Below are 19388 nucleotides of genomic sequence, written 5' to 3' on the forward strand. Positions count from 1 at the left end.
ATGGTCCGGCCCGTGCGAACGGTGGGCGGGCTGGTGATTCATGGCACTGCCGGGCGCGCGTGCGCCGGCGGAGGCTGGGTACATGAACCGAGACGAGCTCAGTCCTCCGTACCCGAACCCGTCCGACACACCGCGCCTCGGCGCCCCTGCCGCCCGACCGTGGCGTGCGCGACGCCGCGCCGTGGCCCTGCTCGCCGTGCTGGGCCTGGCCGGAGCGCTGGCCGGACCCGCCGCTGCCGCCGTGCGGGGTGATGCCGAGGCCGGCGCCGCACAGGCGACTCCTGCACAAGCAGCTCCCGCACAGGCCGAGTGGGGCGAGTGCCCCGCAGAGGTCGCGGCGGAGGCTCTGCCGTACGTGCTGAGCTGCGCGACCGTGTCCGTGCCGCTGGACTACTCCGACCCCGACGGGCAGCAGATCGACCTGGAGATCTCGCGGCTGGCGAGCACCGACCCCGCCGAGCGGCGCGGCATCCTGCTGCTCAACCCCGGCGGCCCGGGTGGCTCGGGGCTCACGCAGCCCACGCTCCTGGCATCCCAGGGCCTGCCCGACAGCGTGCTGAGCGCCTACGACCTGATCGGCATGGACACCCGCGGCGTCGGTCACTCGACGCGGGTCGACTGCGAGTTCCCCGTCGACGGCGGCTACTACGGCAACATCCCGCCGTACGCGCCGGACGACGCCGCGGTGCTCGAGCGCGCGGAGATCGTCGAGGAGGCCGCCGCGCAGTGCGCGCGCACGAACGAGAACGGCGGGCTCCACCACGTGTCGACGGCGAACATGGCCCGCGACCTTGACAGCATCCGGGCGGCGCTCGGCGAGGAGAAGGCCAGCTTCCTGGGCTACTCGTACGGGACGGCGCTCGGTGCGGCGTACGCGTCGATGTTCCCCGAGACCGCCGACCGGGTGGTGCTCGACAGCAACGTCGGTGACACGCACCTCGACCGGGAGGGGCTGCGCCGGTTCGCGCTGGGCATGGAACAGACGTTCCCGGACTTCGCGAGGTGGGCGGCCGAGCGGCACGCCGCCTACGGCCTGGGCCGCACGCCGGCGCAGGTGCGCGCGACGTACTTCGAGACCGCCGAGCGGCTGGACGAGAGCCCGGTCGACGGGGTGGACGGCGCGCTGTTCCGCCAGGCGATCTTCGTGGGCCTCTACAGCGAGCGGTCCTACGGGCGGACGGCGCAGACCTGGCAGTGGCTCCAGAAGGGTGACGGCACCGCCGTCCGGAACCTGCTGGACACGACCGACCTCGACGGCGTCCTGTCGGGCCTGGGCACGCTGTCCGGCACGGGCACGGGCACCGGCACCGGCACCGGCACCGGCACCGCGGCGGACGGCGAGGTGTCGCCGGTCTCCAACGCGCTGTCGGTGTTCCTGGCCACGACCTGCAACGACGTCGAGTGGGACGAGAACGTCGACACCTACCGGAAGGCGGTCGCCGAGGACCGCACGAGGTTCCCGCTGTTCGGCGCCGCGTCGGCGAACATCCTGCCGTGCTCCTACTGGCCCGAGCCGGCCGGACCGCCGGTGGCGATCAACGACGAGGGTCCTCGCAACGTGCTGATCCTGCAGAACCGGCGCGATCCGGTCACCCCGCTCGCGGGCGGTCAGCGCCTGCGCGAGAAGTTCGCCGACCGGTCTCGACTGGTGACGGTCGACGGCAGCGGTCACGGTGTCTACGTGCTCGGCGGTAACGCGTGCGCACTGAACATCGGCACGAGCTACCTCGTCGACGGCGAGATGCCCGCCCGCGACACGTCCTGCCGGGCCTCCTGACCCGCCCGGGCCGACATCACACCAGCGCACCACACCAGCACACCACGACAGCACACGAGGCAGGAGGACGACATGAGCGAGGACGGTACGTCCGACGGGCGCGGCACGAGCTGGACGATGCGGCGCGCCGCACGACGGGTCAGGCCGGGGGACGGCCGTCCGCTCCAGCCCTTCCGGTGGTGGCAGCACCTGAGCAGGTCGCTGCTCTACCTGACCCTGGCCCGCCCGGACGGCGGGCAGGTGACCTACGCCGTCGAGGTGCGTCACCTGCAGGGGGACGACGGCGAGGGCCGGGCGCACCTCTACGTGGACGGCCGGCAGCAGGCCACGTCGAAGCTCCCCGCGGCGTTCCCCGTCGAGGGCGGCACCATCGAGGTGGTCAAGACGGCCTTCGGGCTCCGGCGGTGCCACTACGTGGCCGACGACGGGTCCGAGTACCAGCTCGTGCCGGACCCGGCGTCGGCGGAGGGGCGTCGCGCCCGCCTCGACCGCGAGAACCCCGGGATCGGCCGGCTGGTCAGCGCCGTGTCGGTCCTGGTGCTGGTCGTCTCCGTGGTCCTGCTGGTGCCGCAGCTCGCCGAGGTGCTCTTCAGGCTGCCGCCGGTGGCCGAGCGGTTCGGCACGTTCACGTCGCCCGTCGTGCTGCCGGCATGGCTCAACATCGGCCTGACGCTGGCCGCGGCGGCCGCCAGCACCGAACGAGCGCTGCGCCTGCGCTACCACTGGCTGCTCGACGGTGTCGGGAACTGACCCGCGGCCGGCCACCTCCCCGGCCCCGCTCCCGGTGGCCAGGACAGCAGGCAGAATGTGGCGCATGGGGGAGCGACGGTTCGCGGGCGCGGGCTCGACGGTCAGCACGCGGCGGTTCGAGGCCTACGTGCGCTGGTCCACGTACGGGGTGGCCGTCACACCGGTCGTCTCCCTGTTCAGCGCCGGTCTCCCGACCGGTCGGGAGGCGGTCTCCGGCCACCTCGGGTGGTTCGCTCTGGCGGCCGCGCTGACCTGCGTCGTCACCGCCGGGAACTTCCTGGTCACCCGCTGGGCGCTCGACGTGCTGGTGGAGCGTCCGCGGGCGGTGGCCCGGGGCGTCGTCGTCGCGTGGCTGGTGGGCCTGGCCGGGCTCGTGGTGGTCTCGCTGACCGGGCCCGTGCCGGAGATGCGGCTCACCTCCGCGGCCGCCGTCGGTTCGGCGGCCGCGGCCGTCGTGCCGGTGCTCGACGCACGGCCCACGCTCTACCTCAACGGTGCGATCGTGCTCGTCGCCGCCCCGCTGGCCGCCGCCGGCAGCCCGCTGGGCGTCGCGGTGGGCGTGGGGCTGATCACCCTGTGCCTGTGGAGCTCGTGGAGCAGCACGTGGGTGCTGCGGGTGCTGCGCGACCTCCAGCGGGCGCACGAGGACCGCGCCGCGCTCGCGCTCGCGAACGAGCGCCTGCGCATCTCCCGCGACCTGCACGACGTGTTCGGGCGCACGCTCACCACGATCGCCGTCAAGAGCGAGTTCGCCGCCGAGCTCGTCCGCCGGGGCGGCGGCGAGCGCGCGGCCGAGCAGATCGCCGCCGTCCGGCAGCTCGCGGACGAGGCCGGGAACGAGGTGCGCCGCGTCGTGCGCGGCGAGACCCGCGTGACCTGGGACGGGGAGGTGGCCGGCGCACGATCCCTGCTCGCCTCGGCCGGCATCCGCTGCACCGTGACCGGCTCGCCCGTGCCGCAGGAGTACGCCGAGGCCCTGGCCTGGGTGGTGCGCGAGGGCGTGACGAACGTGCTGCGGCACTCGTCGGCCACCCAGGTCACGCTCGCCACGACGACCGAGGACGGGCAGGTGCAGCTCACTCTCGCGAACGACGGCGCGGGTCAACCCGGCACCGACGCCACAGGCCGCGACGGCGGGGGGACCGGCCTGCGGGCCATGGCCGACCGCCTCCGGTCCGTCGGCGGCCGGGTCACCACCCGCCGCGACGGAGACTGGTTCCTGCTCGACGCCCAGATCCCGCTGTCCAGTCCCGGTGCCCAGAGAGGCCTGACATGACCCGCATCCTCGTCGCCGACGACGAGCACCTCATCCGCGACGCCGTCGCCGGACTGCTCGACCTCCAGGACGACCTCGAGGTGGTCGGGCAGGCGGCGTCCGGCCAGGAGGCCGTGGCCACGGCGCTGCGCGTGCGGCCCGACGTCGCCCTGCTCGACCTCCAGATGCCCGAGCCGGACGGGATCGAGGTGACCCGCCGGCTCGCGACCGAGCTGCCCGAGTGCCGCTGCATCATCGTCACGTCGCACGGCCGGCCCGGATACCTGAAGTCGGCGCTCGCCGCGGGCGCGCGCGCCTTCCTGCCCAAGACCGTGTCGGCGCAGGTGCTCGCCGACGTCGTGCGGAAGGTCGCCGCAGGCGGCCGGTACGTCGACCCGGATCTCGCCGCCGAGGCGATCGGCGCCGGCGACTCGCCGCTCACCCCGCGCGAGACCGACGTGCTGGCGCTCGCGCGCGACGGTGCGCCCGTCGACGAGATCGCCCAGCGGGTGTCGCTCTCGCGCGGGACCGTCCGCAACTACCTCGCGGCCGCCATCGCCAAGCTCGGCGCCGCCAACCGGCACGAGGCGGCCCGCATCGCGGCCGAGCACGGCTGGATCTGACGGCGGGGCGTCACGCTATCGTGGCAGCCGTGCACCACCCCGGAGATCCTGGACTCGTCCCCGTGCCTGCGTCGATGCAGGTCCGGGGCACTCTGGCGCGGCTCGGGGACGGTGCGACCGTCCTGGCGGACCCGGCGCTGCGGCCCGCTGCCCGCTGGTGGCGTCAGGCCATGGGCCAGGCCTTCGGGATCGACCTGGTGCCCGTGACCGGCCCGGAGGCCGACGTCGTCGTCGCGCGGGACGCCGGGCTGCCTGCCGGGGCCTACCGCCTCGACGTGGGCCCCGCGGCGCCGGCCCCTGCCACGCCGCGGCCGGCCGCGGACGCGCCGGCTCCGGCCACGGGCGCGGCGCCGCCCGCCGTCGTGCGGATCGAGGCCGCGGACCTCTCCGGTGCGCACGCGGCCGTCCAGGCCCTGCGTCAGCTCGCCGGCCCGGCGGCCTTCCGGAGTGCGTCCGCGCCCTACCGCGACGTCCCGTCGGAGCTGCTGCTGCCCGCCGTGCGGATCGAGGACCACCCGCGCTTCGAGTGGCGCGGCGTCCTGCTCGACGTCGCCCGCCACTTCCTGCCGAAGCACGACGTGCTGCGCTTCGTCGACCTCGCCGCCGCCCACCGGCTCAACGTGCTGCAGCTCCACCTCACCGACGACCAGGGCTGGCGGGTGCAGGTCCACCGCTACCCCGAGCTCACGCGGACGGGCGCGTGGCGCCGTGAGTCCACCGTGGGCACCTGGCGCACCGGCTCCCGCGACGGCCGCCCGCACGGCGGCTTCTACACGCAGGACGACCTGCGCGAGATCGTCGCGTACGCCCGCGACCGCGGCGTCACCGTGGTCCCGGAGATCGACGTGCCCGGCCACGTCGAGGCCGCCGTCGCTGCCTACCCCGAGCTCGGCACCCGCAAGGACCGGCAGGGGGTCCGCACCACCTGGGGCATCAGCCAGGACGTGCTCGACCCGTCCGAGGGTTCGCTCGCGTTCTTCCGCCACGTGCTCGACGAGGTGCTCGACGTCTTCGACGCGCCGTTCGTCGCGCTGGGCGGTGACGAGGTGCCGACCACGCTCTGGCGGGACGCGCCGCACATCGTCGCCCGCGCCCGCGCGCTCGGCCTGGTCGGGCCCGACGGCGCCCCGGACGTCGCGCAGCTGCACGGCTGGTTCGTGTCCCGCCTCGCGGAGCACGTGTCCGACGCCGGCCGCCGCGCGGTCGTCTGGGACGAGGCCGTGTCGCCGATGCTGCCGCGCGACGTGATCGTCACGTCCTGGCGGGGCTACGCGCAGGGCGCCGCCGCGCTCGCGGCCGGGCACGACGTGGTCATGGCGCCCGAGCAGGTCGTGTACCTGGACCACCGCGCGGGCGACCACCCCGCGGAACCGATCCCGGTGGGCTTCCTCCGCACGGTCGAGGACGTCTACGCCTTCGACCCCTTCCCGGCCGCGCTGGGTGCTGGGGATCTGCGGGCTCCTGGCACCGAGACCCCGCGGGCACCCGGCACCCGACGAGGGGCCGGGCGGTTGCTGGGAGTGCAGGCGCAGGTGTGGAGCGAGCATCTCGACAGCGCGCGGCGGGTCGACTACGCGACCTACCCCCGGCTGGCCGCCTTCGCCGAGGTGGCCTGGTCGCCCGCCGTCGACCGGGAGCCCGGGACGACGGCGTCGAAGGAGTTCCTGGACCGCCTCGAACGCCGCCACCTGCCGCGCCTGGACGCGTACGGCGTCGAGTACCGCCCGCTGGCCGGGCCCCTTCCCTGGCAGACCAGGCCCGGTGTCGAGGGCTACCCGCGGGACCTGGCCGCCGAGACCGCGGCCGGCGGCTGGGCGGGCATGGGCGGCTGGCGGGAGGACGGCGGCGTGGAGAACCTGCCGTCCCCGGCCGCCGGGGAACGACCCGGCGGGCGACTCGGACGGCGAGAGTGATCGGCGTGTGCGGTCCGCTCCCGTGACAAGGCAGGATGTGGGGGTGTCACGCATCGACGACCCCACGTTCCTCTGGCCCCTGCTGACGCTCGACGAGGCGTCGCTGGAGCACAACATCGCGACGGTGGCGGGGGCGTTCGCCGCCACGGGCGTGGAGCACGCCCCGCACGTCAAGACCCACATGTCGCGCCGGGTCTGGGAGCGCCAGTCCGCGGTCGGGGTGTGGGGTGCCACGGTGGCCACGCCCGGGCAGCTCCGGACCGTGCTCGGCTGGGGCGTCCCGCGTGTCTTCCTCGCGAACGAGATCGTCGACCCGCGCGACGTCGCGTGGCTCCGCGCGGCGCTGGCGAGCGGCGCCGCCGAGGAGGTCTGGGTCTACGTCGACTCACAGCCCGGCCTCGACCTGCTCGCCACCGGGTTCGCGGGCGCGGACCCGCAGGCCGCGGCACGGCTCGGCGTGCTCGTCGAGCTGGGCGTGCCCGGCGGCCGCACCGGTGTGCGCGGCCGGTCCGACGCCGTCGCGCTCGCCGGGCGGGTGCACGACGCGGGACTGCGGCTCGTCGGCGTGGCCGGGTACGAGGGGCCTGTGGCGAGCGGCACCAGCGCCGAGGAGCTGGCCGCCGTCGGCCGGTGGTGCGAGGAGCTGCGCGAGACCGGGGCGGAGCTGGCCGGCCTGGTGGACGGCCCCGTGGTGCTCAGCGCGGGCGGCAGCGCGTTCGCCGACGTCGTGGCGCAGCACCTGGGTGCTCCGCTGCGGGACGCCTCGGGCGCCGAGGTGCCGGCGCGGGCCGTGATCCGCTCCGGAGCGTACGTGACCCACGACCACGGCCACTACCTGCACGCCGACCCGTGGACCCGGATGGGCGTCGACCGGCTGCGCCCGGCGATCCGCGTCTGGGCCTCGGTGCTGTCCGCGCCGGAGCCCGGGCTCGTCATCGTCGGGATGGGCCGCCGGGACGTGTCGTTCGACATCGACCTGCCGACTCCGCTCGTGGCGCGCACGCCGGACGCCGCCGGCCGGCTGGGCGAGGCCCGTGAGCTGCCCGGGGTGCGGGTGACCGCTCTGAACGACCAGCACGCCTACCTGTCCGTCGAGCCGGCGTCCGACGGCGTGCTCCGGCCCGGAGACGTGGTCGGCTTCGGCATCTCGCACCCGTGCACCGTGCTCGACAAGTACCGGACGGCCCTGGTGACCCGGGGCGACGACGTCGTCGAGCAGGTCACGCTCGACTTCTGACCAGCAGGACCGACCGATCACCGCACGACTCAGCAAGGAGAACCGATGACCACGAAGACCGCCATCTCCACCCCCGACGCCCCCGCGCCCGCGCACACGTTCCACCAGGGTGTGCGCAAGGGCCCGTTCGTGCAGGTGTCGGGTCAGGGGCCGGTCGACCCGGCGTCGGGGGAGTACCTGTACCCCGGCGACGTCGCGGCGCAGACGACCCGCACGCTGGAGAACGTCCGGGCGATCGTCGAGGCGGGCGGCGCCACCTTCGACGACGTGGTGATGCTGCGCGTCTACCTCACCAAGCGGGAGGACTTCGCCGTCATGAACGAGGCCTACGGCGAGTTCGTGACGAAGCACTGCCCTGGCGGGGTGCTGCCGAGCCGCACCACCGTCTTCACGGGGCTGCCGCGCGAGGAGATGCTGGTGGAGATCGACGCGCTGGCCGTCACCGACTGACCTGCACGACCACGCACCACGGCCCTGGTCCGACGTCACCGGTACGTCGGACCAGGGCCGTGGTGCGTCCGGCTCACTCGGCGGGCGCGGGCTCCGGCTCGGCGGCGGGCGGCGTCGGACCCGCGGCGCGCGTGCGGGCGACCTGACGGCGGACCCCCATGACCACGAGGAGCACGACGCCGACCAGCGCCAGCCACGGGATGATCGCCCCGAGCACGAGGACGACCACGTTGAAGGTGCTCACCAGGGCGTTCCACCCCGCCGTGAGACCGCCGACGAACCCGCCGGGCCGTGCCTGGGCGGCCGGCGTGCCCTCCGCGACGATCTCGACGTGCAGCGTGGACATCGCGACCTCGTCGGAGAGGCGGTTGCGCTCGGAGACCCGGGAGTCGAGCTCCGCCTGGCGCGTGGACAGCTCCGCCTCGATCTCGATGAGGTCGGACGTCCGGTCGGCGTCGGCCATGAGCTCACGGAGCCGGTCGGTCGACGTGCGCAGCGCCTCGATGCGGGCGTCCAGGTCCTGGGCCGTGCCGGTGACGTCCACGGTCTCGACGTGCCGGTCGCGCACCTCGCCGAGCTCCCCGAGGGCGTCCAGCGTGGCGGACACCCGGTCGGCGGGGATGCGCAGGGTCATCGAGGCGCTGCCGGGCTCGTGGTCCGTCGCGGCCTGCTCGTCGCGGGTCTCGACGCGTCCGCCGGCGCCCTCGACGAGGCCCGCGATGCGCTCGGCGGCGTCGAACGGGTCCTCCACCGCGAGCGTCGCGCTGCCCGTCGTGACGAGCTCGCGGTCCACGGCCTCCTGGGGGGCCTCGGCCAGGCCGACGGCGCCGGTCGCGTCGGCGACGGCGTCCCGCGCCCCGTCGGGGGAGAGGGGTTCGCTCTGCGCGGCACCCTCCTCCACGGCGGCCCCCGAGCCGTCGGAGTCGCTCGCGCCCCCGCCCGAGCAGGCCCCGAGGGCGACGACGAGGATCCCGGTGGTCAGTGCCGCCAGGAGGGTACGGAAGGGCCGCCACGCGGGCGGGCCCGCGTCCCCCATGGCCGGCCGGATGCGCTTCATGGGACGAGCGTAGGAGGCCCGTCAGGCCGGAACGCTCCCCACCTGAGAACTGTGATCCCTTTGTGAACTTGTGGACCCGGTGACCGGATTTTTCTTCGGTTTTGCGCAGTATTTGATCACGGTGCGGTCACGCCGTGCCTGCTCCGTCGGCGTACGGCAGGCTCGGTTTCGTCAGGCACGTGAAGTAATCCGCAAGCGACGGCAGGTCCGGCTCCGCCCTGGGCAAGCGTGACCCACGTAACAGTCTTGTTACGGGTCATACCCGGCGATGGACAGGGACTCTGTTAAGGAGGTCTACTAACAAACATGGCGACGGCGACAGAACGCAACGGCACCGGGCGAGGGCTCGGCGCACGGTTGCGCGCGACGTCCAAGGTGCTCCCCGAGCACGCCAGGGCGCACAACCGGTCCCTGGTGCTGCAGCACCTCTTCCACGAGGGGCCCACCTCCCGGGCCGACCTCGCACGAGCGACCTCGCTCACCCGCGTGACCATCTCCGACCTGGTCTCGGTGCTCATCACCGAGGGGCTGGTGGAGGAGCTCGGCACCCGGCCGGGCCAGCGTGTCGGCAAGCCCGCGATCCTCGTGGGGCTGCGGTCGGACGCCTACCAGATCGTCGCGGTGGACCTCACGGAGCACGGCCGGATGCGCGGCGCGGTCCTCAGCCTCACGGGCGAGATCGTGGTGCGCCGGCAGCTCGACATCGACGGCCGCACGGGCGACGAGCTCGTCGACCTGCTCACCCGCTTCGTGCGCCGGCTCGTGGCCGCGGCGAACCACCCGGTGATCGGCGTCGGCGTCGGCTCGCCCGGCATCATCGACCTGGACGGCCGCGTCGTCGAGGCGCCCAACCGCGGGTGGTACGACGTGCCGCTCGCCGAGCTCCTGGGCGAGCGCCTGGGACTGCCGGTGCACGTCGCGAACGACGCCAACACGGCGGCCCTCGGCGAGTTCACCTACGGCGGCGGCAGCTCCGGGATGCTCGTGGTCACCGTCGGTGCCGGTGTCGGCGCGGGTGTGGTGGTCGACGGCGTCCGCGTGCACGGCCAGGGTGACGCCGCCGGTGAGATCGGCCATGTCACCGTCGTGGACGACGGCGTGCAGTGCGCCTGCGGGCGCCGCGGCTGCCTCGAGACCGTCCTGTCCGTGCCGGCGCTGCGGCGCGCGGTCGAGGGCAAGGACACGAAGGATTCCGACGCCGCACTGGCGTCGGCTGGCCGGGTGCTGGGCGTGACCCTCGCCCCGGTCGTCAGCGCGCTCAACCTCGACCAGGTGCTGCTGAGCGGTCCCCGTGACCTGCTCGACGGCCCCCTGCGCGAGGCGGCGCTGGACACCATCCGTCAGCGCACCATGCCGGCCATCACATCGGGCCTGCAGCTGCGGATGGCCGCACTCGACGAGGACGTGGTGCTGGCGGGCGCCGCCGTCCTCGTGCTTTCCGCCCAGCTGGGGGTCTCGTGAGCATCCGAGCGCACGTGTGGGCGGCAGGCGACCCATCTCACCAGGCACCACCGCGACACATGGTCGTATCCGGGAGGAACACACGTGAACAGAAACCGTCTCGTCGGCGCTGCGGCGTCGGCGATCACCCTGACGCTCGCGCTCAGCGCGTGCGGTAACGCCGGCGGCGCGGCGGCGCCCGAGGAGACCGGTCCCGGCGAGGTCCGGGTCTGGCTCGTCGGCTCGGACACGCCGCAGGAGGCCCGCGACTACCTCAAGGAGACGTTCGAGGAGGAGAACCCGGGCAGCACCCTCACCATCGAGGAGCAGGCCTGGGAGGGCCTCGTCGACAAGTACACGACGGCGCTGTCCGGCTCGGACGCCCCTGACGTGGTCGAGATCGGCAACACGCAGGCCGCGGCGTTCACCGAGGCGGGCTACTTCCGCGAGATCACGGCCGAAGAGTTCGAGGGCCTGGGCGGCAGCGACCTGCTGCCGGGCTTCGTCGAGGCCGGCGACTGGGAGGGCAAGCACTACGCCCTGCCGTACTACTCCGGCTCGCGCGTCGTCTTCTACTCCGAGCAGGTGCTGGGCGACGCCGAGGTGCCGACCACGCTGGACGAGTACGTCGCCAGCGCCGTCGACCTGCGCACCGACAAGGTGTCCGGTGTGTACTGGCCGGGCCAGGACTGGTACAACGCGCTCCCCTTCATCTGGGAGAACGGCGGCTTCATCGCCGAGCAGGCCGAGGACGGCACCTGGGAGGCGGGCTTCTCCTCCGAGGGCGGCCTGGCCGGCCTGGAGCAGATCCAGACCATCATGACCGAGGGCAACAACGCCCCGGCCGACACCAACGAGGCAGACCTGCAGGTGCCGTTCTGCGAGGGCAGCGTGGCCTTCCTGTCGGCACCGAGCTGGATCCAGTGGTCCATCAACGCCCCCGAGGAGCCCGAGACCCCGGACGGCGTGCCGGGCTGCGCCTCCACCTACGGCTCCGACCTGCAGGCGTTCGCCCTGCCGGGCAAGGACGGCGGCGCCGCCCAGGTGTTCGCCGGCGGCTCGAACATCGCCATCGCGCAGAAGTCGGCCCGTCCCGACCTGGCGATGAGCGCCTACGAGATCCTGCTGAGCGACGAGTACCAGTCGATCCTCGCCGCCAACGGCCTGTTCCCGGCCAAGACCTCGCTCTTCGAGAAGGTCGACCAGGAGACGTCGATCGGCAAGGCCGCCGCGGAGGCCGCCGCCAACGCCAGGCTCACCCCGGCGTCGCCGAAGTGGGCCGACGTCGAGTCCCAGATGATCCTGCAGACCGCCTTCTCCAAGATCGCCGCCGGCGAGGACGTGAAGACGGTGGCCGAGAAGCTCGACGCGGACATCGAGGGAATCCTCAACAGCTGACGCGAGTCAGCACGACGTCCCGTCCCGCCCGGTGACCTCAGATCCCGGGCGGGACGGGATACCACTGCCCGCCTGCCGTCCGCCGCCGCCCGCCACCGGGAGGGCCTGCCGGCGGCCACCGAGGAAGACAGGACATGACCACCACACTTCTGGACCCACCGGCGCCACCGCGCCAACAGGTCCGGCGCAAGCGCCGGACGCCCTACCTGCCCTGGCTGCTGCTGTCGGCCTCGATGATCCTCCTCGGCGTCCTGACCGGGTACCCCGTGGTGCGCCTGCTCGTGATGTCGTTCCAGGAGTACGAGCGCGCCCAGCTCATGGGCCAGCCCGCCGAGTGGGTCGGGTTCGACAACTACGCGGCCATCCTCACGGACGTCCAGGGCTTCTGGACGGTGCTGGGCCGCAGCTTCCTGCTCATGGTCGTGCTCGTGGTGGTCACGATGGTGCTGGGCATGCTCGTGGCGCTGCTCATGATGCGGGTCGGCAAGGCCCTGCGGATGCTGGTGTCCGTGGGCCTGCTGCTGGCCTGGGCGATGCCGGCGCTGGCTGCCACCACCGTGTGGGGCTGGGTCTTCGACACGCAGTACGGCGTGGTGAACAACCTGCTCACGGCGATCACCGGCGACCGGTGGTTCGGGCACTCCTGGCTCCTCAACCCGTGGTCGTTCTTCCTCATCCTGACCTTCATCGTCGTGTGGGGCGCCGTGCCGTTCGTCGCCTTCACGCTCTACGCGGGTCTCACGCAGATCCCCGAGGAGGTCATCGAGGCGGCCCAGCTCGACGGTGCCAGCGCCTTCCAGCGCTTCCGCCTGATCCAGGTGCCCTACGTGCGCAGCATCATCACCGTGCTCGTGGTGCTCTCGATGATCTGGGACCTGAAGCTCTTCACGCAGGTCTTCGTGCTGCAGGACGTCGGCGGTGACCGGGAGCTGACCAACACGATCGGCGTGTACATCTACCAGATGGGTATGGCCCAGGGGCACTACGGCCTCGCGAGCGCGATCGGCGTCGTCTTCGTCGTCGTCATGCTGGCCATCTCGTTCCCCTATGTGCGGCGCACGCTGCGGGAGGAGGAGTCGTGATCAAGGTCCGCAAGCGTCTCGCCGACACCGGGTTCGGCGTCCTGGCCGTGTTCGTCTTCGTGTTCTCGGCGTTCCCGGTGTACTGGATGATCAACACCTCGTTCCTGCCGAACAGCAGCATCCGCGGCGAGAACCTCGCGTTCTTCCCGACGCCGGACGTGTTCACCCTGAACAACTACCGCTCGGCGATGTTCGGCGAGGAGCGCGCGCCGTTCCCGCCCGCGGTGCTCAACTCCATCGGGGTCACGTTCCTCACGCTGGTGATCACCCTGATCATCGGGTTCGCGGCGTCGCTGGCGCTGACCCGGTTCTCGTTCAAGGGCCGACGGACGTTCATCGTGCTGATCCTGGTGGTCCAGATGATCCCCGGAGAGGCGATGATCATCTCGATGTTCCGGATCATCGACGGCTGGCAGCTGCTCAACACGATCATCGGGCTCACGCTCGTGTACTCGGCCGGTGTGCTGCCGTTCACCATCTGGACCTTGCGCGGTTTCGTCAACGGTGTACCCAAGGAGCTGGAGGAGGCGGCGATGATCGACGGGTGCTCCCGGGCCGGGGCGTTCTGGCGGGTCACGTTCCCGCTGCTCGCGCCGGGGCTGGTGGCGACGGGTGTGTTCGCCTTCATCCAGGCGTGGAACGAGTTCGTCACGGCGCTGGTCATCATGCAGCGGCCGGAGGCCATGACCCTGCCCCTGTGGCTGCGCACGTTCCTGCAGGCCACCCAGGCCACGAACTGGGGTGCGGTCATGGCGGGCGCGGTCCTGATCGCCATCCCCGTGGTGATCTTCTTCCTGATCGTCCAGGGCCGGATGACCGGTGGTCTGGTGTCCGGCGCGGTGAAGGGCTGATGGGCAAGAACGGGATGGGGCGCTACACGGTCGGGCTCGACATCGGAGGGACCAAGATCCTCGGCGCCCTCCTCGACCCGGAGGGTGAGGTGGTGGCCACCGTGCGCCGGTCCACGGTGCACGGGGCCGAGGGGCTGGTCTCGGGTGCGGCCGAGGCCGTGCGCGACGTGGCCGCGTCGGGCGGGGTGGAGGTCACCGCCCTGGCCGGCGTCGGGCTGGGTATCCCCGGCATCGTGGACCACCGGTCCGGCACGGTGAAGCACGCGGTCAACCTCGGCGTGCACGACGACGAGCTGCCGCTCGCCGAGCTGCTGTCCGCCCGGGTGGGCGGGGTGCCCGTGGTGGTCGAGAACGACCTCAACGTGGCCGCCGTCGGTGCGGCGCACGTCCTGGAACGGGCGGCGGACCGGGCGGGGCGGGCTGAGCGGGCGGACCGGGCCGGTGGCGGTGCGGCGGACGGCGCAGCCGACGGTGCGGCGGACGGCAGCCGCGAGCACGAGGACCTCGCGTTCCTCGCGCTCGGCACCGGCCTCGCCTCGGGCCTGGTGCTCGACGGCGAGCTGCGGCGCGGCGCGAGCGGCGCGGCGGGGGAGATCGGGCACATCCCGGTCGACCCTCTCGGCCCGGAGTGCCCGTGCGGGCAGCGCGGCTGCCTGGAGCGGTTCGCCTCGGGCAAGGCGCTGGAGGCGGCGTGGCCCGCGCGGCACGGGAAGCCGTCGCCCGTGGAGCTCTTCGAGGCCGCCCGCGCGGGCGACCAGGAGGCCGTCGTGGTCCGGGACCGGTTCGCGGACGCCGTGGCCTCGGCCGTCCGGCTGCTGGTGCTCACCACCGACGTGCGGCACGTGGTGCTGGGCGGCGGTGTGGCGCAGCTCGGCACCGAGCTGCTGGACGTGGTGCAGGACGCGCTGCGCGAGCAGGCCAAGGTGTCCGCGTTCCTCGGCTCGCTCCGGCTGGCCGAGCGGGTCAGGCTGGCGCCGACGCACGTTCCGGTCGCGGCGGTGGGCGCCGCCGTCCTCGGAAGGAGAGGCTGATGGAGGTTGTGATCGCTCCCGCGGGCGAGCTCGCGCGGCTGGCGGCGGGCGCCGTCGAGGAGCTGCTGCGGGCCCGGCCCGAGGCCGTCCTGGGGCTGGCCACGGGCTCGTCCCCCCTGGCGGTGTACGACGAGCTGGCCCGCCGGCACAAGGAGGGGCTCTCGTTCGCGCGGGCCCGCGCGTTCATGCTCGACGAGTACGTGGGCCTGCCCGCGGACCACCCCGAGCGGTACCGCAACGTGATCGAGAAGGAGATCGCCTCGCGCGTCGACTTCGCGCCCGGTGCGGTGCAGGGTCCGGACGGGCTCGCCGCCGACCTCCCCGCGGCCTGCGCCGCGTACGAGGCCGCGATCGCCGACGCCGGGGGCGTGGACCTGCAGATCCTGGGGATCGGCACCGACGGGCACATCGCGTTCAACGAGCCGGGCTCCTCGCTCGCGTCCCGCACACGGATCAAGACGCTGACCCGGCAGACCCGCGAGGACAACGCGCGGTTCTTCGGCGGCTCGGTCGACGACGTGCCGCGGCACTGCCTCACGCAGGGCCTCGCCACCATCATGTCGGCGCGGCACCTGGTGCTCCTGGCCTCCGGGCGCGCCAAGGCCGAGGCGGTGCACCAGCTCGTGGAGGGCCCGGTCTCGGCCATGTGGCCCGCCACGATCATGCAGCTGCACCCGCACGCGACCGTGCTGGTCGACGACGCCGCGGCGTCCCGGCTGCAGCTCGCCGACTACTACCGGCAGACCTATGCGGACAAGCCGGACTGGCAGGGCCTGTAGCGCCCTGCCGGACGCTCAGGTCGTTCGGGTGACCTGAGCGTCCGGCCCGTCAGAGGTAGTTGCCGGCGACCGGGGCGGGCTTCCAGCGGCCGGACGTCGCCACGTCGGTCACGCGCTCGGTGGTCAGCTCGTCCGGGCCGTGCTCCAGGATGGAGCGCCGGGCCACCTCGCGCAGGTCGGCGCCCGTGGCACCGTCCAGGTAGGAGGCCACCAGGGCGACGTCGACCGGCGCGGTCGCCGGCAGGAAGAGCCGCAGGATCTCGGTACGGCCCGCCTGGTCCGGCGGCGGTACCTCGACGATGGTGTCGAAGCGTCCGGGACGCTTGACCGCCGGGTCGAGGGCGTCGGGGTCGTTCGTGGTGGCCAGCGTGAGCACGTCGTCCGAGCTGCGGGTGCCGTCCAGGGCGTCGAGGAACTCCGCGAAGGAGGTGTCGCCGCGCGAGCCCTTGGCCGCCACCGAGTCGATCTCCTCCAGCACGACGAGGCAGGGACCCAGGCCGCGGATCTCGTCGTACAGCTCCGTCATCCAGGTGCGCAGCACCTCGGCGGTGACGAGCACGACCGTGAGCGGGCCGGCGAGCTCCGTGGCGATGACCCGCGTCAGCTTCGTCTTGCCGACGCCCGGCCTCCCCGCGAGCAGCAGACCGCGGGACGTGGTGTGCCCGAGGGCTCGCAGCGCGGCACGGCGGGTGGTCACGCTCGAGCAGAACAGGTCGACCTCGCGCCACAGCTCGGCGGGCAGCACGACGTCGTCGCGCGCCTGCACCGTGTGCCTGACCGGGACGAGCTCGACCGACCCGGACGACGACCGCGCCGACAGGACGCCGCCGCGGTAGGGGTGGTCCACCTCCAGCGTGCGGGTCAGGTCGGCGAGCACCCGCTCGGCGAGCGGGAGGCCGCCCGGCAGCGTGAAGGCGGTGATCGTCGGGGTGCCGTACCGGTACGCCACCTCGACCGCCACGGGCGCGTCGTAGGCGGAGCCGGCGGGGAAGAGCACGGTCGCCACGGCCGGGACGCTCACCGAGGTGCCGTTGCCGAGGTCGAGCGCGGCACGCTGCGGGGCACCCCCGGGGCCGAACACCGTCACGACGTCCGGGTGACGCTCGATCCAGCGCTGCAGCGCGTAGGCGTGCAGCCGCTGGAGCGTGCGCGACATGTCGCGCGAGACGCTGACCAGCGCGCTCTCCTCGACCTCCCACCGGCGGCTGAGCCACTCGGCGGACGAGCGGGGTTCCTTCGGGCGCTCGGGGACGGGGCGGCCGAGCATCGCGGCCACGGCGGCGACGGCGCGGCGGGCGCAGTCGTCGTGGTCGCCGAAGTCGGGCCAGACGGGGTCGGGCAGGCCGCGGGGCAGGTCGTCAGCGAGATTGTCGGGCAGGTCGTCGGGCAGGTCGTCGGGCAGGTCGTCGGACAGAGCGGTGGACAGGGTGTCGGCCAGGTCGGTGGGGGAGACGGCGTCGTCGGGCAGGATGAGGCTCCTCTCGGGGCGGGGATGTGACATGCCTCAGTTATAGCGGTGCCCACCGACACGCCCGCAAGGAATTCCCGGCCGCCGCTGCCCGGGACGGGTTCCGGACCTGCCCCGGCGTGCGCGCCGACGGCGTGGCTGTCGGTGGTCCCGCGTAGACTTCTCGGCATGACCGAACCACTCTCCAGCCCGCAGGACGACCCCCGTACGCAGGGCGGTACGAGCGTCCTGGAGCGCGAGGAGACCCGGGAGGAGGCACAGCCCGGGGACCACGAGCGTTTTGCGCACTACGTGCGCAAGGAGAAGATCATGGAGTCCGCCTTGAGCGGCAAGCCCGTGATCGCGCTCTGCGGCAAGGTCTGGGTGCCGGGCCGGGACCCGGGCAAGTTCCCGGTGTGTCCCCGGTGCAAGGAGATCTACGACGGTCTCCGCGACCCGCAGGACGGCGGCGAGGGCGACTCCACCCAGTGACGAGCCAGCCGCAGCAGCTGCCCCACACACCGTCGTCTGCGGCCGCTTCGTCGCTCAGCCCTGCCTTTCCACGTCGTGCCCCCTGGGGTACGGCGTCGAGCCTGCGCGCCTGGCAGGCCGAGGCGCTGGAGCTGTACCGCGAGAAGAACCCCAAGGACTTCCTGGCCGTCGCCACACCCGGCGCCGGCAAGACGACGTTCGCGCTCCGCATCGCCACCGAGCTCCTGGAGCAGGGCCTGGTCCGGCGCGTCACCGTGGTGGCGCCCACCGAGCACCTGAAGACCCAGTGGGCCGACGCCGCCGCGCGCGTCGGCATCCGCATCGACCCGCAGTTCAAGAACTCGCAGGGCCGGCACGGTTCCCACTACGACGGTGTCGCGCTCACGTACGCGCAGGTCGCGGCCAAGCCCGCGCTGCACCGCGCCCGCACGGAGGCCGCACGCACCCTGGTGATCCTGGACGAGGTGCACCACGGTGGCGACGCCCTGAGCTGGGGCGACGCCGTGCGCGAGGCGTTCGAGGGCGCCGAGCGCCGCCTCGCGCTGACCGGTACCCCGTTCCGGAGCGACACGTCGGCCATCCCGTTCGTCGAGTACGAGCCGGACGCCGAGGGGATCCGCCGCTCGAAGGCCGACTACACCTACGGCTACGGCGAGGCCCTGCGCGACCACGTGGTGCGCCCGGTGCTGTTCATGTCCTACGCGGGCGACATGCGCTGGCGCACCAAGGCGGGCGACGAGGTCAGCGCCCGGCTCGGCGAGGCCATGACCAAGGACATGACCGGTCAGGCGTGGCGCACCGCGCTGGACCCCGAGGGGCAGTGGATCCCGTCGGTGCTCTCGGCGGCCGACAAGCGCCTGACCGAGGTGCGCCGCACGGTGCCCGACGCGGGCGGCCTGGTCATCGCCACCGACCAGGACAACGCGCGGGCGTACGCCGCGCACCTGCACGAGATCACGGGCAAGCGGCCCACGGTCGTCCTGTCCGACGACGAGGGCGCCTCGGGGCGCATCGAGGAGTTCGCGCAGGGCGAGGACCGCTGGATGGTGGCGGTGCGCATGGTGTCGGAGGGCGTGGACGTGCCGCGGCTCGCCGTGGGCGTGTACGCCACGAGCGCCTCGACGCCGCTGTTCTTCGCCCAGGCGATCGGCCGGTTCGTGCGCGCCCGCAAGCGCGGCGAGACGGCGTCGATCTTCCTGCCGAGCGTCGCGCCGCTGCTGAACCTGGCGAACTCGATGGAGCAGGAGCGTGACCACGCGCTCGACCGGCCGCGCACGGCCGAGGAGCAGGGCATCGAGTACGACCCGGAGGCCGCGCTGATCGCGGAGGCGAACAAGGAGGAGAAGGCGTCGGGCGAGCTGCTCGGCTCGTTCCAGGCCCTGGACGCCCAGGCCTCGTTCGACCGGGTGCTGTTCGACGGCGGCGAGTTCGGTGCGGGTGCCGACGTCGGCTCGGCGGAGGAGCTCGACTTCCTCGGCCTGCCCGGCCTGCTGGAGCCCGACCAGGTGGCCACGCTGCTGCGGCAGCGTCAGGCCGACCACCTGAAGGCGCGCGGCGGTGCGCCCACGGCGCGCGAGGTGGAGAACGAGCGCTCGGAGCAGGAACACCGGCGTGCCGCCGAGCTGCGCAAGGAGCTGTCCAAGCTCGTCTCGGCGTGGGCCAAGCGCAGCGGGCAGCCGCACGGCGTGATCCACACCGAGCTGCGCCGCAAGTGCGGGGGCCCGGAGGTGCCGCTGGCGACCGCGGATCAGCTCGACGCGCGGGTGGCTCAGGTGCGCCGCTGGTTCGTCGGACAGAAGTAGTGGC

At 73.3% G+C, this 19388-nt stretch carries 17 protein-coding genes; 15 read left to right on the forward strand and 2 right to left on the reverse strand.

Annotation, left to right across the window (positions count from 1 at the left end; all coding sequences use genetic code 11):
* Positions 1-82: 82 nt before the first annotated feature.
* From ACIG47_RS04055 to ACIG47_RS04085, 7 genes are all read left to right on the forward strand, one after another.
* Positions 83-1777: an alpha/beta hydrolase gene (locus ACIG47_RS04055; RefSeq protein WP_397429715.1), complete on the forward strand. Its 1695-nt coding sequence runs from the start codon at positions 83-85 to the stop codon at positions 1775-1777.
* 72 nt (positions 1778-1849) lie between these two features.
* A complete protein-coding gene (locus tag ACIG47_RS04060) occupies positions 1850-2527 on the forward strand; it encodes a hypothetical protein (RefSeq protein WP_397429716.1) in 678 nt (225 codons plus the stop codon).
* 64 nt (positions 2528-2591) lie between these two features.
* Positions 2592-3803: a sensor histidine kinase gene (locus ACIG47_RS04065; RefSeq protein WP_397429717.1), complete on the forward strand. Its 1212-nt coding sequence runs from the start codon at positions 2592-2594 to the stop codon at positions 3801-3803.
* Positions 3800-4405, forward strand: a complete 606-nt coding sequence (locus ACIG47_RS04070; RefSeq protein ID WP_397416809.1) for a DNA-binding response regulator — start codon at positions 3800-3802, stop codon at positions 4403-4405. Before ACIG47_RS04065 ends, ACIG47_RS04070 begins: the two co-directional genes overlap by 4 nt.
* Positions 4406-4434: 29 nt before the next feature.
* Positions 4435-6318 carry a beta-N-acetylhexosaminidase gene (locus ACIG47_RS04075; protein WP_397429718.1) on the forward strand — a complete coding sequence of 628 codons (1884 nt, stop codon included), beginning with the start codon at positions 4435-4437 and terminating at the stop codon, positions 6316-6318.
* Positions 6319-6361: 43 nt separating this feature from the next.
* Positions 6362-7555, forward strand: a complete 1194-nt coding sequence (locus ACIG47_RS04080) for an alanine racemase (protein ID WP_397429719.1) — start codon at positions 6362-6364, stop codon at positions 7553-7555.
* Between the two features lie 45 nt (positions 7556-7600).
* Positions 7601-8005 (forward strand): RidA family protein, encoded by a 405-nt coding sequence (locus ACIG47_RS04085; protein WP_397416816.1) that lies wholly within the window; start codon positions 7601-7603, stop codon positions 8003-8005.
* A gap of 73 nt (positions 8006-8078) precedes the next feature.
* On the opposite strand, the gene ACIG47_RS04090 is transcribed toward ACIG47_RS04085, so the two are convergent.
* Entirely contained in the window at positions 8079-9062 is a 984-nt protein-coding gene (locus ACIG47_RS04090) for a DUF4349 domain-containing protein (RefSeq protein WP_397429720.1), read from the reverse strand.
* 306 nt (positions 9063-9368) lie between these two features.
* Between ACIG47_RS04090 and ACIG47_RS04095 the strand changes: the two genes are divergently transcribed.
* From ACIG47_RS04095 to nagB, 6 genes are all read left to right on the forward strand, one after another.
* Positions 9369-10523, forward strand: coding sequence for an ROK family protein (locus ACIG47_RS04095; protein WP_397429721.1), 1155 nt, complete (start codon positions 9369-9371; stop codon positions 10521-10523).
* An 84-nt stretch (positions 10524-10607) separates the two neighbouring features.
* Positions 10608-11900, forward strand: coding sequence for an extracellular solute-binding protein (locus ACIG47_RS04100; RefSeq protein ID WP_397429722.1), 1293 nt, complete (start codon positions 10608-10610; stop codon positions 11898-11900).
* Between the two features lie 134 nt (positions 11901-12034).
* On the forward strand, positions 12035-12982 hold the full coding sequence (locus ACIG47_RS04105; RefSeq protein ID WP_397416825.1) for a carbohydrate ABC transporter permease: 948 nt from the start codon (positions 12035-12037) through the stop codon (positions 12980-12982).
* Positions 12979-13833, forward strand: a complete 855-nt coding sequence (locus ACIG47_RS04110) for a carbohydrate ABC transporter permease (RefSeq protein ID WP_397429723.1) — start codon at positions 12979-12981, stop codon at positions 13831-13833. The genes ACIG47_RS04105 and ACIG47_RS04110 overlap by 4 nt, the downstream gene beginning before the upstream one ends.
* Positions 13833-14864: an ROK family protein gene (locus ACIG47_RS04115; protein WP_397429724.1), complete on the forward strand. Its 1032-nt coding sequence runs from the start codon at positions 13833-13835 to the stop codon at positions 14862-14864. Before ACIG47_RS04110 ends, ACIG47_RS04115 begins: the two co-directional genes overlap by 1 nt.
* The gene (nagB, locus tag ACIG47_RS04120) at positions 14864-15643 is read left to right on the forward strand and encodes a glucosamine-6-phosphate deaminase (RefSeq protein WP_397416832.1); all 780 of its coding nucleotides are present in this window, start codon (positions 14864-14866) and stop codon (positions 15641-15643) included. Before ACIG47_RS04115 ends, nagB begins: the two co-directional genes overlap by 1 nt.
* Before the next feature lie 49 nt (positions 15644-15692).
* On the opposite strand, the gene ACIG47_RS04125 is transcribed toward nagB, so the two are convergent.
* A complete protein-coding gene (locus tag ACIG47_RS04125; RefSeq protein WP_397429725.1) occupies positions 15693-17144 on the reverse strand; it encodes an AAA family ATPase in 1452 nt (483 codons plus the stop codon).
* A 135-nt stretch (positions 17145-17279) separates the two neighbouring features.
* Between ACIG47_RS04125 and ACIG47_RS04130 the strand changes: the two genes are divergently transcribed.
* Both ACIG47_RS04130 and ACIG47_RS04135 read left to right on the forward strand, forming a co-directional pair.
* A complete protein-coding gene (locus ACIG47_RS04130; RefSeq protein WP_397416836.1) occupies positions 17280-17582 on the forward strand; it encodes a DUF3039 domain-containing protein in 303 nt (100 codons plus the stop codon).
* Complete coding sequence (locus tag ACIG47_RS04135) at positions 17579-19384, forward strand: DEAD/DEAH box helicase (protein WP_397416838.1); 1806 nt, start codon at positions 17579-17581, stop codon at positions 19382-19384. The genes ACIG47_RS04130 and ACIG47_RS04135 overlap by 4 nt, the downstream gene beginning before the upstream one ends.
* Positions 19385-19388 lie beyond the last annotated feature (4 nt).

The organism is Promicromonospora sp. NPDC052451 (assembly GCF_044547525.1).
Lineage (GTDB): Bacteria > Actinomycetota > Actinomycetes > Actinomycetales > Cellulomonadaceae > Promicromonospora.

Bases quoted from the DNA above. Each gene is read 5' to 3' on its own strand.
- ACIG47_RS04085 (WP_397416816.1), top strand. From the start codon at position 7,601: ATGACCACGAAGACCGCCATCTCCACCCCCGACGCCCCCGCGCCCGCG.
- ACIG47_RS04105 (WP_397416825.1), top strand. From the start codon at position 12,035: ATGACCACCACACTTCTGGACCCACCGGCGCCACCGCGCCAACAGGTC.
- ACIG47_RS04060 (WP_397429716.1), top strand. From the start codon at position 1,850: ATGAGCGAGGACGGTACGTCCGACGGGCGCGGCACGAGCTGGACGATG.
- ACIG47_RS04125 (WP_397429725.1), bottom strand. From the start codon at position 17,144: ATGTCACATCCCCGCCCCGAGAGGAGCCTCATCCTGCCCGACGACGCC.
- ACIG47_RS04065 (WP_397429717.1), top strand. From the start codon at position 2,592: ATGGGGGAGCGACGGTTCGCGGGCGCGGGCTCGACGGTCAGCACGCGG.
- ACIG47_RS04055 (WP_397429715.1), top strand. From the start codon at position 83: ATGAACCGAGACGAGCTCAGTCCTCCGTACCCGAACCCGTCCGACACA.
- ACIG47_RS04115 (WP_397429724.1), top strand. From the start codon at position 13,833: ATGGGCAAGAACGGGATGGGGCGCTACACGGTCGGGCTCGACATCGGA.
- nagB (WP_397416832.1), top strand. From the start codon at position 14,864: ATGGAGGTTGTGATCGCTCCCGCGGGCGAGCTCGCGCGGCTGGCGGCG.
- ACIG47_RS04090 (WP_397429720.1), bottom strand. From the start codon at position 9,062: ATGAAGCGCATCCGGCCGGCCATGGGGGACGCGGGCCCGCCCGCGTGG.
- ACIG47_RS04095 (WP_397429721.1), top strand. From the start codon at position 9,369: ATGGCGACGGCGACAGAACGCAACGGCACCGGGCGAGGGCTCGGCGCA.
- ACIG47_RS04130 (WP_397416836.1), top strand. From the start codon at position 17,280: ATGACCGAACCACTCTCCAGCCCGCAGGACGACCCCCGTACGCAGGGC.
- ACIG47_RS04070 (WP_397416809.1), top strand. From the start codon at position 3,800: ATGACCCGCATCCTCGTCGCCGACGACGAGCACCTCATCCGCGACGCC.